The following is a 15,624-nucleotide window of genomic DNA, read 5'->3' as shown; positions in this document are numbered from 1 at the left end:
CGCGCGCCCTTCACCCGCGCGCCCGCGCCGTGAGCGCGATCCTCCCGAGCTGCGCCACGTTCGGCGGCCCGCCGACGTCGTCGAAATGCGTCACCCAGCGCCACTCCTCGAACTCGTCGTTCGGGTGCACCTCGTCCGTGTCCACGTCGGCCACGAACACGAAATTCAGGTGAATCCCCTTGCTCCCGGCCGGGTGCTCCTCGTAGCCGATGAACCCCGGCGGCGTCCCGTCGACGTCGCTCACCACGGGAAAACGACCGACGAGCCCCGTCTCTTCGCGCAGCTCGCGCGCGGCCGCTTCGAGCGGCGTCTCGTCGGGCAGCATCTCCCCGCCCGGCGGCAGCCAGATCCCGAGCCGCCGGTGGCGGATCATGAGAATGCGGCCTTCAAACCGCGGATACACGGCGACGGAAAATGCGCGGCGGGTCATTCGTTCATCCCCTTCATTTTCCATGCACGACCGTCGCGGCGCAATGCCCTTCGAGCACCGGTTTTCCCCCGGAGAGCGCTCGCTCGACGCACGCCTTCACCTTCGGGCTGCCCGCTGCTTGCACCTCGGTCACCTTCCCGCCGCGCGCCTTCCATACCACGCGCGTCTCCGTCCCGGCGGGCGCGCATGCGTCGAGCGCTTTTTTCTGCGGCGACATCCACGCCGTCACCAGCACCGCCCCGAGCAGCGCCATTCCGCCGCCCTCGGTCTTGCACTGAATGTCCTTCGCCGTCAGCCCGTCCGCTTCGAGCTGCCCGATCGACAGGTTCGCGCCCGGCACGTCCGACGCCGCGGCTTTGCCGTCCGCCGGTGACGAGGGTTTTTCCTCGGGCGTCGGGGATGCCTTGGGGCTCGGTTTCTCTTCGCTCGCTGCGGGGCTCTCGCCGGGCTCCGGCCCGTGATCGGCCTCGGGCGGCGGGGGCGGCGCGTCTTCACGCTCCGCGGCGCCACTCGACGGCGCGAACTCCGGCGGCGGAGACGACGCGCTCTCACCGCCGCAGGCGGGGAACAAACAACCAGCAACGACCAAAACGATCCCAGGGGCTCGGAAATTCATGAGGGCGTCCGCAGCCTACCAGCCCATGCCATGATGGGGCCATGAGAATGACCCTTGTCCTTCCTTCGCTCCTCCTCGCCCTTGCGGCGTCGACCACGACGAGCACCCCGGCGCGCGCCGACGACGCCCCCGACGTCGACGTCGACGACCTGCGCACTTTCAAACGCCGCCGTTTTCCGCTCCTGCCCACCGCCGGCCTCGTCCTCGGCCCGAGCTTCGGCGCGCCGACGACGCGCTTCTTCGGCGGCGCCTGGCTCGGCGCGGCCCACTACCCCATGTCGGGCCCCCATACGTTTTTCTGGTCCCTCGCGGGGGCCCTCGAAGTCCAAAGCGCCGGCGATGAGATCGCCTTCCCTTGGGGCGTCGACCTCCGCATCGGCTCCGCCTGGTTCAGCACGACGCGCCGTTATCTCCTCCAAGGCACCGTCTACCTCCTCGGCGGCTACCGTTTCGCCTCGGCCCTCGACAGCGGCTCGGCGCGGTTCGGCATCGGCGCCTCCTCCCCGGCGTTTTTCCTGGGCGCAGTGCGGACGATCTTCTTCCCGGTCCCCTCCACGCTGGAGCTCGTCGGCGTCCTGCCTCGCGACGCGCCCGCGCGGTTCGAGCTCCGCTTCGGATGGTCTTACTGAAAACGCCCGAGGCTTCGCCACGGACATGCGAGCACGCTTCTGCTCGATGCAAAGTGGTTCCCGCCCGCCATGGCTCCAGGTAAGCTCTTCGCTGGAGAACCTTCATGATCGTAAGAACCTCGCGCACTACATCGTGGATCCGGTCGTTCCTTTCGGGCTCGGGTGTCGTCTCTTTGACGGCCCTCTTGCTCGCGCTCCCCATCGTCTCCGCGTGTGGGGATGGCTCGAGTGGTGCGGGGGGCTCGGGCGCCGCCGGCGCTTCGGGCGGCGCGGGTGGCATGGGAGGTTCCGGCGGCGTGGGCGGCGAGGGCGGCATGGGCGGCGGTCCCCCGGCCGATCCTTGCGAATGGCCGCATGACGTCGTGGTCGAGGTCGCCGACGCGGCCGCCTTGACGGACGCGCTCTCCAAGGCTGCGCCCGGCCAGCTCATCCGCCTCGCGCCGGGCACCTATGCGGACACGTTCGACCTGGAGCTCGTGAGCGGAACCGCGGACAAACCCATCGTGGTCTGCGGCCCGCGCGACGCGATCCTCGATACGAGCGCCATGTCCTCGAACACCGGGCTCCGCTTGCTCCAGGTGAACCATTGGGTCGTCTCGGGCATCACGATCATGGGTGGCCGCAAGGGCATCTACGTCGATGGATCGAGCGACAACATCCTCTCGAGCCTCTTCGTGCACGACGTCGGAGAAATGGCCATTCAGCTACGCAATGGGGCCAGCCGCAACACGATCCAGTATTGCGAAATCACGAACACCGGCCTCAGCGTGCCGGACTCGGCGGAGGGCGTCTACGTGGGCAGCGACGACAGCGCCTGGCCGTCTCCGGACATGCCGGACGCCTGCGACGGCACGAAGATCCTCTGGAACAAGTTCGGCCCCGGGATCCAGACCGAGCACGTCGACCTCAAGGAGGGCACGCAGGGCGGCGAGATCCGCGGAAATACCTTTGACGGCGAGGGCCTCACGCCCGACGGCTCGGAGGACGCGTGGGTGGCCGTCACGGGCAACAAGTACCTCTTCGCGGAGAACATCGGCGACAAGAGCCCGAAGGACGGCTTCGTCGTGCGCCAGGCGACGATGGGCTGGGGCAACGACAACGTATTCGAGAAGAACACGGCCAATGGCATCAACAACCCGAACCTCGGCATCAACGTCGGACCTGGCACGACGGGCACGATCGTGAAATGCGATAACAAGGTCTCCGGCACGGGCATGCTCACGAACATCGAATGCACGAATTGAGGCGCGCCGCGCCCATTTCGACGCCCCTCCCCGGCCCGGCTCGCTTCATCGCTCTCTGCGGGATCCTCCTTGCGCCGATCGAGCGAGCCGGGTAAAACCCTCGCCGAGACGTCCCCGTCATGAAGGCGAAACACCTGCGCATCCGGATCGAGCAATGCTTGGCCCTCGCCAAGGCGTCGAACTGCCCCCGCCGCAAGTTCGGCGCCCTCCTGCTCGACCCCGACCGCAACGTCATCCTGATGGACGGCTACAACGGCGGCCCGCGCGGCGGCGGCGACCTCTGCGGCGGCGACGTGTGCCTGCGCGACAGCATGCAGATCCCGAGCGGCACGCGCATGGAGATCGGCTGCCACCACGCCGAGATGAACGTCGTCTGCAACGCCGCCGCGAGCGGCGTGGCCACGCGGGGCGCCTGGATCATCGTCACGGGCGAGCCGTGCATCCTGTGCGCCAAGCTCATCCACCACGCGGGCATCACGAAGGTCATCGTGGTGGCCGAGGGGTATGCGGGCGAGAACGGCGTGGAGTATTTGACCCGCCATGGAATCGTCGTGGAAACGACGGAAGGCCCGAAGGATCCGCGCCTCTTGGGCGCGACCGAGGGCGAGGGCGGCCCCGCTTGACGGGCCGTTGACGGCCGCGCGGCCGGGGCCCTTCGCCGCATTGCGACACACGGATCCCCCGTGATACGGTCCGCGCATGTTCGCTCGCTCGCTTCGCCTCGTTGGGGTCCTTCCTGCCGCACCGCTCCTCGGGCTCCTCGCCTGCGGGGGCGCGCCGCCTGCGCCCTTGCCCTCGCCGCAATCGTCGGTCGCCAAGACCAACCCGACCCCGCCCCCGCCCCCGGCGACCCCTTGCGAGACCGCGGATGCGCTCCGAAAGAAGGTCCCCGCGCTCCTCGGCAAAGGAAAACTCGACCGCGCCGCGCGCGTATTGGCGCGCGTGCGCGAGCTCTGCACCGAGCCGGCCCCGGAAGTGCTGGCCGAGGATCTGACGACGAGCGCCGAGCTCGCCGTCGAGCTTTCCGATTTCATGTCCGCGTACACGCTCGCGGCGAAGCTGCTCCGCATCCCCGGCGTGAGCGACGCCCATAAGCAGCGGTGGAAGACGGCCCGCGCGGCGGCCGACAAAGCCGAAAAGAAGCTCGCGTCCCTGTCCACGCCCGACATCACGAAGGTCGCGCTGCCGCTCGTCGTGCAAGCCGATGCCCTCGCGGCCAAGGGCGACGAGGCCTCGCTCCGCGCCGCTCGCGAGGCGTACCTCGGCGCCTTCGCGGCGCATCCGAATGGCCAGGCCGCGCTCGGCGCGGCCCTCGTGACGCGCAGGCTCGGCGACGCGGTCGAGGCTCAGAAACTCTTCGATCGTGCCTTGGGCCTGCTCGCCAGGACCGAAAAACGAACGCCGGTGGCAGTCCTGCCAAACCATTCCCTCCTCCCGCGCTCGCTCGATTGGTCGAGCGACGGCCGCTACCTCACGTTTTCGCAAAGCGAGGACGGCGTCGACACCGAGTTCTCTCTCTTCGACGCGGAGACGGGCCGCGAACACCTTCACCTCTACGGGCCCGCGACCTTGTGGGATCCGATCGCCCTGTCGAACGACGGCAAGCTCCTCGGCGTGAAGACCTCCGGGACCGGGTTTTTCCTCGACGTCTCGTCACGCCTCGTCGTCCGCGAGTTCGACCACTTCCCCAGCGCCAAAGACGGCTCCTTCTTTTCTCCCGACCTCACGCGCCTCGTCTTTTTGGAGAACAACACTCCCTTCGTCCTCGATGTCAGCGCGCCGTCGTCGTCGAAAATCCCGATCAAGAATGGTTTGCCAGGTGAGGACGAGGCAACGTGGCCCACCGGCAACCAGCGTCTCTCACCGGACGGCAAGACGCTCGCCATTCTCTACAGCGACGACAAGGTCCGCCTTTGCGACATCGAAAAGCGCCGGGTCTCCGCGACCCTCTCCCCGAACGGGGCCATCTGGCAGATGGCCTTTTCGCGGGATGGGAAAACCTTCGCGACCGCCTCCGAGAAGAACGACGTGCAGATATGGGACACGCGCAGCGGGGCCGTGAAAAAGACGGTTTCATTCGGCGCGGACACCTACATCAGTACGCTCGTCCTCTCGCCGGATGGCTCCCTGTTCGCTACGGACTTCGTCAGAGAAGTCTCCGTGTGGGATGCAAAAACAGGATCTGTCCAGGCAAAGCTCGAAGAATTCGAGTATGGCGGAGACCTTGCCTTCTCGCCCGACGGCCGCCGCCTCGCGACCACCTGCGCGTCCGGTCTGGTCTGCGTGGTCGACGCGACGAACGGCGCCCTCGTGAAGAAGATCGCCTTGAAGGACGTAGGCCTCCGCTCCGTTTTGATCTCCCCCGACGGGAAGACCCTATTCGCGCAGCCCTTTGACGACACGTTGCGGGTCCTCGACCTCGAAAAAGGAACGCTGCTCCGCACCTCGTCGCTCCCCGACGACCTGGGCCGCATCACATTGTCAGGGAACGGAAAGCTCCTCGGCGCGGCTGGTAACCGCATGCGTGTCTGGAACGCGCAAACGGGCGCCACGGTCCGCGAGGAAAAACTCAAAGACTCCCCCTGGGACTTCGCCCTGTCGCCCGATGGCTCCTGGGCCGCCGTTGGCGTGGAAGGCGCGATCCTCCTCTTCTCGCTCACGACGACGAACGCGCCGGCGCGCCCTCTCCTCGGGCACACCGGCCCGGTCGAGGCTCTCGCGTTCTCCCCCGACGGAAAACGCCTCGCCTCCGGATCGAGGGACAAGAGCGTGCGGATATGGGACGTCGCCGCGGGCACCGAAAAATTCCGCTTGCCAGGGCACAGCAACACCGTAACGGCCGTCGCGTTCTCCCCCGATGGAAACCTCCTCGCCTCGGGCTCCGCCGACAAGTCCGCGCGGATATGGGATGCGGCAACGGGTACGTCTCGCCAAACGTTCCTGGACAAAAATGCGAGCATCACGGAGAGCGTCAACGCGGTCGCGTTCTCCCCCGATGGCAAACGGCTCGCCGTGGGCGGGTCCGGCAATACCCTCCGGCTCTGGGATCTCGCGACCGGCGAGCCACGCGCCATGCAGAAGCCGGGCGCGAGCCTCGATTCCCTGGCTTTCACGCCCGACGGTGAATGGCTCGTCACGAGCTGGCGCAACGGCACGATCCTCTTTCAGCGCCCCACGGGCGAGGGCCCGACCGCCTCGATTCAGTTCCTCGCCCAAGAGGACGTCGCCACCGTCCTCGACGGCGAAGGTCACGTCGACTTCTTCGGCAAAAACCCCTGCGCCGCCCGCGCCCGCCTCCAATGCCGCGCCGGCCGCTTCGGAATGCCGTTCGAACTCTGCGAGGAGCGCGCGTTCACGAGCGGCCTCTTCGCCAGGATCCTCGCCGGAAAGCCCGCCGAAGGCGACCCCTCGCACGAGGACGATCCCCCGCGTTGCGCCCGCTGAACCGGTTCGTCCTGGCCCGGACTTTTCCTGTCACACCTCTCCAAACTCCCCCTCCCCACGTCGGCGTCCTTCTGGTACGGTCCGATGCATGGCTGTGGTCGTCACCGAGCAATCGATCGCCGAGTGGGCGCCGAACGAGAAGGTGCTCACCGACGCGAGGGCGCTCTTGCGGAAAGGCGCGCTGAAGAAGCTCGCCAAGAACGACGATGGGACCCTCGCCTTCGGCCACTGCGACGGCTCTGGAAGGACGCCTTATGCGGTCTCCATGGACCTCGCGACCGGAGCGGACAAACCCACCGTCCGATGCTCCTGCCCTTCGCGCCTCTTCCCTTGCAAGCACGGGCTCGCGCTCCTGCTCGCGTACGCGCAAAAAGGCGCGCTCTTCCCCGTCGAGGAGCCGCCGAAGGACCTCGTCCAGAAGCGCGAAAAGCAGGCGCAAAAGGCGGCCGCCGAAAAGAAGCCGGCCGCGGCCGCCGCGGCCCCGCGTAGCGTGAACAAGACCGCGCTCGCGAAAAAAGCCAAGGAGCAGAGCGACGCCCTCGATACCCTGGAGACGTTCCTCGTCGACCTCGTCTCGGGCGGCCTCGGCGGCCTCTCCAGCAAGAGCATCGAGGCGATCGAGCACCAGGCGAAGCGCATGGCCGACGCGGACATGAAGCGCACGGCCGGCGTGCTCACGCGCCTCGCGGCGTACGTATCCGGCGATTGGCTCGGCGACGAGGACGACGAAGACGCCCCCGGCGTGCGGGACGTGGCGCGGGGCCTCGGCGAGGCGCAGGAGGCGCGCATTGCCTTCATGCTCACGCAGCTCTACACCACCGTTCGCCGCGGAAAGAAGGCGCTCGAAGGCAAATTCGTCGAGGAGGGCACGACGCAGAGCGAGGCCGACGCGCAGCTCGAATCGATCCTCGGCAAGGCCTGGCGATTGCCCGAGCTCCGCGAGGCCGGCTACTGGGTCAAGAATCGAAGGTTCCTCGAGCTCGCCCACGAGCGCTCCGACGACGAGATCACCGAGTTCGCCACGGCGATCGGCTTTTTGGTCGACCTCGACGACGGCTCGGTCGTCTGCGAGGTGACGTCGCTGCCGTTCCACACCCTTCCTTTCACGAAGCTCCGCGCCTCGCGCATGGGCACGCTCGAAATCGCGGACGCCGCGCTGTACCCGGGCGACCTCGTGAACCGCCGCGTCCGCTGGGACGAAAAGGTCGAGGGCGTCGTGCGCGAGCGGCCGCGCGAGGCCGCCGATTACGAGGCCGTGCACCGCCACGGAAAGCCGCTCGACCCGGTCCTGCGGGCGATGCGCAATCAGCTCAAGAACCCGCTCCACCCGCTCGACGCAGTGTTTCTGGTCGCGGCGAAAAAATTCGGCGACGTGGGGGGCGAGCTCGTGCTCGAGGACGAGGCGGGCATGCGGCTCGTCCTCCGCAACACGAACGACGGCAAGCTCCCGAGCACCGACGCCCTTCGCCACGCGGCCGCGGCGTTCGGCCCGGGCACGCTCGCCGTCCGCCTCCAGTATGACCTCCTGACGCGCGCCATCTACGGCGACCCGCTCGCGCTCTTCGTGGGCGACGAGCACCTGCGCCTCCGCGCCTGATCGAAGGGGAACGACGATGGCCAAGGATACCCTGAAGCAGCTCGACCGGGACGTCGACCGCTGGCTTTTCGCCGGCGCGCAGATTGCCCGGACAGACCCGAACCTCGCGGGCGCGAGAGACACGCTCGCGCCGCTCGCCGCGCGCGCGCCCGCGCTCGGCAAGGTCACCGACCAGATCGAAAAACTCCAGATTGCCACGGGCAAGGCCGCGGCGTCCGAGCTGCTCGCGCTCGCCTCGCTCATGGCGCAGGTGCGCGGCGCGCAGGCGACGCCAGCCCTGCCCGAGGCGGGCGGCGATATGCAGCCGCTCCCGCCGGCGCGGAAGATCGGCACACCGCTCACGCCCACGGAGCTCCATACGCTCGTCGGCGCCCTGACGAACGCGCCGGATGCGCGCCAGCGCTCCCGCATCATCCGCGATTACGCGACGTCGGACCGCGGCGCGGCGCGGGACCTGCGCATTCTGCCGCTCGTCCTTCCGGCGCTCTCGGACGGCGCCATCGCCGAGGTGGTCGTGCAATACCTCGTGCCGGCGCTCGGCGAGGCGATCGTGCCGAGCCTCCAAAGGCACCTCGACCTCGAAAAGGGCCGCGCGCTCGACGTGCGGCTGCTCCGCGCCATTGCGCAGATCGAGGGAGCGAAGGCCACGGGCATGCTCCGCGAGGCCATCGAAAAGGGCGGGCCGGAGATCCGCGCCGCGGCGATCGCCCAGCTCGGCCGGATCGATCCCCTCGCGGCCGAGCCCATCGCGATCGTGCTCTCGGACAAGGATCGGTCGAAGGACGTGCGCGTCGCGGCCGTGCATGCGCTCGCCGGGGCCCCGAGCGACGAGGCGCTCGACGTGCTCCTCCGCGCCTTCGGGGGCACGGCGGAAATGCGCTCGGCCGCCGAAAGCTCGCTTGCCGTGAGCAAGCACGCGCGCGCGAACGAGCAGATCCTCGCGCTCTTCACGCCCGAGCTCCGCGACCTCGGCCATTTCCGCATCAAAAAAACCACGACGAAAGAGGAAAAGGACGCGGCCGCGAAGGCGCAGAAGGCCCATACGAACCAGATCGAATTCCTCGTCGATCTCGTCGATCTCCTCACGACGCGCGGCACGGACGAGGGGGCGAACCTCGTTCTCGAAACATTCCGCCAACACAAGGTCAAGGAAGTGCGCGACGCGGCGGCGCGCGCGCTCTTGCGAATAGGTTTTCCCGGCGCGTGGGAGGAGCTCATGCCGTCGCTCTACGACGCGCCCGATGCCACGCGGGACGATTTCGTCGTCGGCGTCATCGCCCTCGACGCGGCGAAGGCCCACGACCGCCTCGCGCGTTTCTTCGAGCCCGCGGCGCTCGCGCGGAAGAATGGCAGCCATCTCGCGCAGAGCATCCTCGCGCGGATCGCGAACCATTTCGTGGAGATTGAAGTGGGGGATGACGACACGCTGAGCAACACGGAAACGGCCGAGGCCATTGCGGCGATCAGGAAGGACGAGCGCTGGCTGGATCTCGGGGCCGCCATGCTCGAACAGGAGGGCCTGCGCGCCCCTGCGCTCACCCTGCTCTTGCATGCGAACTCGCCGAAGACGCTCGGCGATGAGCTCTCGATCTCGCGCCACGAGGGTCTGCCCAGCAACGAGGCCTTGCTCGTCTTCGAGTACCTCGGCAAGCAGCGGGATTCGCGCATCCTGCACGCGTTCCTTCGCCTCCTCGAGCCTTTGCACGGCAGCTACGAATATGGCCGCGCCTGCAACGTCATGCTCGCGTACGACGATCCGGCCCTGGCCCCGATGCTCCGGAGCTGGCTCGACGCGAAACAAAAGAAGAAGCGCCTCTCACGCGCCGAGGCGACGCCGTTCGAGGAGTGCCTGCGCTTCCTCGAACGAGCCCGGACGGCGACGTCCACGGACGATTAACACGACAAACCACGAATCTTTCATCGAACGCACGGTCGGGGACAAGAGCATGGCGACGAAAAAGGACACCCAGAAGGCGGACGGCGGCGAGGGCTCTGTGAAATCGGACGTGCTCCGCGAGCCGGCGGAGCGGCTCTATGCGAGCGAGCTCGACGCGCTCGCGGCGGCCGACAAATTCGAAAAACCCACGGGCTGGCGGCTCTCGCCGAAGGCCGTGCTCCTCTACATCATGGGCGGCAAGGTCGGCGAGACGAACATCACGCCGAAATACGTGGGCGCGCCGCGCATCGTGGAGATCGCGATCGCCACGCTCGCCACGGACCGCGCGCTCCTGCTCATCGGCGAGCCGGGCACGGCGAAGAGCTGGCTCTCGGAGCACCTCGCGGCGGCCATCTGCAATGACTCGCAGCTCCTCGTCCAGGGCACGGCGGGCACCACCGAAGAGCAGATTCGGTATACGTGGAATTACGCGCTCCTCCTCGCGGAGGGGCCGAGCCCGAAGGCGCTCGTGCCCTCGCCCATTCACCGCGCGCTCGAAGCGGGCAAGCTCGTCCGATTCGAAGAAATCACGCGTTGCCCCTCGGAGGTGCAGGATGCGCTGATCACGCTCCTCAGCGAGAAGGTCCTCACCGTGCCCGAGCTTGGATTGCACGTGCAGGCGAAGCGCGGGTTCAACGTGATCGCCACGGCGAACACACGCGACCGCGGCGTCAATGACATGAGCGCCGCCCTGAAGCGCCGCTTCAACATTGTCGTGCTCCCCGTGCCGAGCGACATCGACACGGAGGTCGCGATCGTGGCCCGCCGCGTCCGCGAGATTGGTTCGAGCCTGCAATTGCCCGCGGCGCCCCCGGCCGAGGAGGCCGTGCGCCGCGTGGTGCAGGTCTTCCAGGAACTCCGGCGGGGCCAGACGATCGACGGCAAGCAAAAGCTGAAGAGCCCCTCGGGCGTCCTCTCCACGGCCGAGGCCATCTCGGTGCTCGGCAATGGAATGGCCCTCGCCGGCCATTTCGGCACCGGCCGTGTGAACGACCGCGACCTCGCCGCGGGCCTGCTCGGCGCGGTCGTCAAGGAGGACTCGAAGGACGCGGCGGTGTTCGTCGAGTACCTCGAAAACGTCATGAAGAAGCGCGGCGGCGCCTGGGAGTCGCTGTATATGGCCTGCAAGGAGCTCGTGTAGGCAGCCATGGCGGCGAGGAAGGCAAACCTCGGGGCGGCGACGACCATGGTGCCGGGAAAAACCGCACCCACCACAGGTCCGCTCGCCCGTATCTTCGGCGTGCGCCACCTCTCGCCGATGGGGGCCTGGCACGTCGAGCGATTCCTCGACGAGGTCGATCCCACGGCCGTGCTCGTCGAAGGCCCAAGCGACGCGACCGATGAGATCGCGCACCTCCTCGACAAACGCACGAAACCCCCGGTTGCACTGCTCGCCTTCACGCAGCAGCGGCCCGTCCGCTCGGTCCTTTTCCCCCTCGCCGCGTATTCGCCCGAGTGGGTGGCGCTCCGCTGGGCGCTCCAGAAAAACCGCGTGGCCCGCTTCATCGACCTCCCCGCTTCGGTCTACCTCGCCCGCAGCGAGCCCGCGCCCGAGCACACGCACGAGGACGAAGCCGAATCCGGCGAGGCGGAGGAAAAACAAGAGACGGACACGCAGCGTTACCTCGGCGATCCCTACGAGGCCATTGCGCAGCTCTCGGGCGATCCGGACCATGACACCTGGTGGGAGCGCCATTTCGAGCATTCGATGGCGCCGGATTCCTATCGCCTGAGCATCTTCGAGCTTGGCCGCGAGCTTCGCGCGCTCGAATACGAGTCGCTGCGGCGTCGCGAGGAAACGCTCGTGCGCGAGGCGTTCATGCGCCGTCGGATCCGCGACACGATCGCCGAGGGGCACGACCCGGACCGGATCGTCGTCATCTGCGGCGCCTATCACGCGCCGGTGCTCGTCGCCGAGGAGCCGGCGATGACGGACGAGGAAATCGAAAAGTTCCCGACGGTGCCGGTCACGCGCACGCTGATGCCGTACAGCTTCTTTCGATTGAGTTCACAATCGGGATACGGCGCGGGCAACAAGGCGCCCGGGTATTTCCAGGCGCTCTACGACGAGGCCCAGGAGGGCTCGACGGCGCGGCTCGGGACACGATTCCTCGCGGAGGTCGCGGGCAGGCTGCGCAGAGCGGGCATGGTGCGATCGAGCGCGGAGGTCATCGAGGCCGTGCGGCTCGCCGAGGGCATGGCCTCCTTGCGCGACGCGCACGCGCCGACGCTGCGCGACCTCGAAGACGCAGCCGCGACGTGCCTCGGCCAGGGCGAGCCCCTGAACGTCGCGCGGTTCATCCACGACGTCGCGATTGGCGACGCGCTCGGCAAGGTGCCCCCGGGTGTCTTGCGCACGTCGATTCAGGACGATTTTTATCGTTGGGCGAAGGATCTGCGCCTGGAGGAGTACCTCAAGGACAAGGAGCAGGTCATCACAGGACACACCAGTGATCCATGGCTCGACCAGCGAGAGAACCGATTTGTAAAGTCAATCGATGCAGCACTTCGCGACCGCAATCGATCCATCTTCCTGCATCGCCTCACCGTGCTCGGCATTGGATTCGCGGCGAACAAGACAAGCGCGGAGGACAGAATCCGGAGCACATACAAAGAAGTATGGGCCGCGCGCTGGACGCCCGATTGCGAGATCCAGCTCGTCGAGAACGCGCTCCGAGGCGACACGATCGAGATCGCGACGGCGCGGTCCATCGGCGAGGCGCTCGAAGCGGTCGAGAACGTGCATGCCGCGGCGAACCTCGCCCGGAGGAGCGTGGAATGCGAACTCTCGGACGCGACGGCGGCGGCGCTCGCCCGCGTCTCGTCGCTCGCCGTCGACGACGGGGATTTCGTGGCCGTCGCGGGGGCCGCCCTCGAATTGAGCCACCTCGTCGCTTACAAGGACGTGCGCAAGATCGACGTCACGCCGCTCGAACCGCTCGTCGCCCAGCTCTTTTTGCGCGGCGCGCTCCTCGCGCCCGAGGCCGCGCGCTGCAACGAGGACGCCTCGCGGAACGTCGGCACCGCGCTCGGGCACCTGCACCGCGTGGGGCTCATGTTCCCTGACAAACTCGACGGCGATCGTTTCGCGAGCGTACTCGACGCGATCGCCGACGACGACGCCGCCTCGGCGCACGTCGCGGGCGTCGCGAGCGCGATCCTCCTCGAACGTGGCGTCCTAAAGGACGACGTCCTCGACCGGCGTATCTCGCGCCGCCTCTGCCCCGGCATTTCGCCGAGCGAAGGTGCTGGTTTCTTCGAAGGGCTCGCCACACGAAACCGTTATGCCTTGCTCTCGCGCCGTTCGCTCTGGGCTGCCATGAGCGCGTTCGTCGAAGCGATGGACCACGACGATTTCCGGCGGGCCGTCGTCGCGCTCCGCCGCGCGTTCGGCTCGTTCGAGACGAGCGAGGCGCGAAAGATCGCGGCGCTGCTCGCGGAGCTTTGGGGCGGCAACGAAAAAGAGCTGCTCCAGGCCATCGAAACCAAGGTGGACGACGCCGAACTCGCGGCCCTCCAGGACGACCTCGGCGATCTGGATCTGGACCTGTAAACATCATGGCCAAAAAGAAGGCGCCTCCCGCCCCCACCCCTTCTGCGACGAACCCGCCCGCCGCGCCGCCCGCGCCCGCGGGACCAATGACGTTCGACCGGCCCCAGCGTTGGCGGCTCATCCTCGGCAAGCGTGTCGAGGATCAATTGTGCGGCGGCGGGGGCGCGGGCATGGGTGGCCGCGGCGGCGGCGGTCTCCTCACGCGCGAGATGGCGGAAATGGACGCCGCGCTCGGCGCCCTGTACGACATCGAGGAGACCGACCCTGGGAATGGCAGCGGCAGCAGCAACAAGCGCAGCGCGGGGCTCGGCGCGAGCCGCCCGAAGCTCGCGGCGTGGCTCGGCGATGTGCGCAAGTATTTCGAGCAGGACGTGGTCGCAGTCATTCAGCAGGACGCGATCGAGAAGAAGGGCTGGAAAGAGCTGCTCTTCGAGCCCGAGTCGCTCGCGCAGATCACGCCGAGCGTCGAGCTGGTGGGCACGCTGCTCACGATGAAGGACATGATCCCGGACCGGGCCAAGGACGCCGCGCGCGAGATCGTCCGGGCCGTCGTGGAGGAAATCAAGAAGCGAATGCAAGGCGAGCTCGAACGCGCGGTGCGCGGCGCGCTCGATCGCTCACGCCACCAGCCCATCCCGAGCCTGCCGAACCTCGATTGGCGGCGTACGATCGGGAAAAACCTCAAGAACTATCAAAAGGAGCGCCGCACGCTCGTCCCCGATCGGTTCTTCTTTTTCGCCCGCCAGCACCGGCGGCGGGAGTGGAACGTGATCGTCGCGATGGACCAATCCGGCTCGATGGCGAGCAGCGTCGTCTACGGCGGCGTGATGGGCTCGATCCTGGCGAGCTTGCCGGCGCTCGAAACACACGTGGTGGCATTCGACACGGAGGTCGTGGATCTGACGCCGCGGCTCGTGGATCCGGTGGACCTCCTCTTCGGCATCCAGCTCGGCGGCGGGACGGACATCAACCGAGCCGTCGGGTATTGCCGGGGCCTCGTCTCGAACCCGCGCCGGACGCTCTTCATTCTGCTGACGGACCTTTACGAAGGCGGCGATCAGGAGCAGATGGTGAAGCGCATGGAGGAGATGGTCCAGAGCGGCGTGCGCGCGATGTGCCTCCTCGCGCTCGATGACTCCGGGACGCCGATGTACGACGCGGAGCTCGCGAAGAAGCTCGCGAAGCTCGGCGTGCCTTGTTTCGCGTGCACGCCGAATGCACTGCCGTCGATGCTGGAGGCAGCGCTCAAGGGGCATGATCTGGAGATGATCGCGCGGCGGTTCGACGCACGAAAGGCAGAGGGGCGCGACGTGTAACTTCGGCGCTCTCCCCGGGTTGCCACGCCGGGTCTCCTCGTGTCATCATGCTTGGGTTCCAAACGAACGTAGGGAGGAGACCCAGTGGCGAAAATCACCATCTACGAGACGTTCACGAAGGCCGACATCGACGCGCTCCTCACGGTCGGCGCCCATCTCGCGCTGGCATTCGATGCGTCGCATCCGCACGCCGTGAAAACCGTCCACCTCGAACTCGGCATGCAGATCTCGGCGACGCAGATCGTCGACCTCGAATCACGGTTCCACTCCACGTACGTCAAGCTCAAGGGCGGGCTGATGCACGGCGAGGGGAAGTACAAGCTTGAAGCGCACCACTTCGAGCAGGACATCGTGGACGCGTCGCCGAAGGCCTACGAGATCAAGAAGAACCGCGCCATCGTCAAGCACGGGAGCGTGGGCGATCTGGTCGCCGATATCGGCTGGTGGTGACGGCGGCGATCACGAGCACGGCCACGAGCGGCGCGAGCCCCTCCAAAACGATCGTGCCCAGCCAAACCCGCGCCTCCCCCGCGGAGAGTTCTGCGCGAAGGTACGGCCCCACATCGTCCGAGAACCATTCATCCCCGCCGATCCGATAAACGGCCCACGAGCACGCGAGCACGAAGCCGGCCACGCACTGCATCTTTTTCGCGGAGAGGGCGAGCGCGACCGTGACGGCGAGCGCGACGAGCGTGCAGCCGAGGACGAGCGGCGTCCACGGCGGCGGGACCTTGTCGAGCACCTCCGCCCGCGCCACGCACGGAAAGGCGAGCACGGGCAAACCTGCAGCCCACCGGATCCTTCGAGGCACGAGATCGCTCCTTCGCCGAGAGTATCCTTTTGCGCAGGACCTTCCAAG

13 protein-coding genes are annotated in these 15,624 nt (G+C 67.5%); 10 read left to right on the top strand and 3 right to left on the bottom strand.

Annotated features, from left to right (window positions below):
* Positions 1 to 10: 10 nt before the first annotated feature.
* Positions 11 to 430 (bottom strand): NUDIX domain-containing protein, encoded by a 420-nt coding sequence (locus tag QHF89_RS27590; RefSeq protein WP_136966621.1) that lies wholly within the window; start codon positions 428 to 430, stop codon positions 11 to 13.
* 13 nt (positions 431 to 443) lie between these two features.
* Positions 444 to 1,046 (bottom strand): hypothetical protein, encoded by a 603-nt coding sequence (locus tag QHF89_RS27585; protein WP_136966622.1) that lies wholly within the window; start codon positions 1,044 to 1,046, stop codon positions 444 to 446.
* Positions 1,047 to 1,087: 41 nt separating this feature from the next.
* Here QHF89_RS27585 and QHF89_RS27580 point away from each other — a divergent pair, with 41 nt between their 5' ends.
* The 10 genes from QHF89_RS27580 to QHF89_RS27535 all read left to right on the top strand — a co-directional run bounded on the left by QHF89_RS27580 (position 1,088) and on the right by QHF89_RS27535 (position 15,215).
* A complete protein-coding gene (locus QHF89_RS27580) occupies positions 1,088 to 1,675 on the top strand; it encodes a hypothetical protein (RefSeq protein ID WP_136966623.1) in 588 nt (195 codons plus the stop codon).
* A gap of 104 nt (positions 1,676 to 1,779) precedes the next feature.
* Positions 1,780 to 2,919 (top strand): right-handed parallel beta-helix repeat-containing protein, encoded by a 1,140-nt coding sequence (locus tag QHF89_RS27575; RefSeq protein ID WP_136966624.1) that lies wholly within the window; start codon positions 1,780 to 1,782, stop codon positions 2,917 to 2,919.
* A gap of 119 nt (positions 2,920 to 3,038) precedes the next feature.
* A complete protein-coding gene (locus tag QHF89_RS27570) occupies positions 3,039 to 3,542 on the top strand; it encodes a deoxycytidylate deaminase (protein ID WP_136966625.1) in 504 nt (167 codons plus the stop codon).
* 76 nt (positions 3,543 to 3,618) lie between these two features.
* A complete protein-coding gene (locus QHF89_RS27565; RefSeq protein WP_136966626.1) occupies positions 3,619 to 6,363 on the top strand; it encodes a WD40 repeat domain-containing protein in 2,745 nt (914 codons plus the stop codon).
* An 88-nt stretch (positions 6,364 to 6,451) separates the two neighbouring features.
* Positions 6,452 to 7,960 (top strand): SWIM zinc finger family protein, encoded by a 1,509-nt coding sequence (locus QHF89_RS27560; RefSeq protein ID WP_136966627.1) that lies wholly within the window; start codon positions 6,452 to 6,454, stop codon positions 7,958 to 7,960.
* 16 nt (positions 7,961 to 7,976) lie between these two features.
* On the top strand, positions 7,977 to 9,857 hold the full coding sequence (locus QHF89_RS27555) for a HEAT repeat domain-containing protein (protein WP_136966628.1): 1,881 nt from the start codon (positions 7,977 to 7,979) through the stop codon (positions 9,855 to 9,857).
* 49 nt (positions 9,858 to 9,906) lie between these two features.
* A complete protein-coding gene (locus tag QHF89_RS27550; RefSeq protein ID WP_136926828.1) occupies positions 9,907 to 11,037 on the top strand; it encodes an AAA family ATPase in 1,131 nt (376 codons plus the stop codon).
* Between the two features lie 6 nt (positions 11,038 to 11,043).
* Complete coding sequence (locus QHF89_RS27545; protein WP_136966629.1) at positions 11,044 to 13,449, top strand: DUF5682 family protein; 2,406 nt, start codon at positions 11,044 to 11,046, stop codon at positions 13,447 to 13,449.
* 5 nt (positions 13,450 to 13,454) lie between these two features.
* Positions 13,455 to 14,765, top strand: a complete 1,311-nt coding sequence (locus tag QHF89_RS27540; protein WP_284721001.1) for a VWA domain-containing protein — start codon at positions 13,455 to 13,457, stop codon at positions 14,763 to 14,765.
* A gap of 84 nt (positions 14,766 to 14,849) precedes the next feature.
* The gene (locus QHF89_RS27535; RefSeq protein ID WP_136926826.1) at positions 14,850 to 15,215 is read left to right on the top strand and encodes a hypothetical protein; all 366 of its coding nucleotides are present in this window, start codon (positions 14,850 to 14,852) and stop codon (positions 15,213 to 15,215) included.
* Here the strand turns inward: QHF89_RS27535 and QHF89_RS27530 are convergent.
* Complete coding sequence (locus QHF89_RS27530; RefSeq protein ID WP_136966630.1) at positions 15,166 to 15,576, bottom strand: hypothetical protein; 411 nt, start codon at positions 15,574 to 15,576, stop codon at positions 15,166 to 15,168. The genes QHF89_RS27535 and QHF89_RS27530 overlap by 50 nt on opposite strands.
* Positions 15,577 to 15,624 lie beyond the last annotated feature (48 nt).

The organism is Polyangium sorediatum (assembly GCF_029946465.1).
In the GTDB taxonomy this organism is placed as follows: Bacteria; Myxococcota_A; Polyangia; order Polyangiales; family Polyangiaceae; genus Polyangium; species Polyangium fumosum.
The sequence above is the reverse complement of the archived record's forward strand: the minus strand, read 5'-3'. Positions and strand labels throughout refer to the sequence as shown.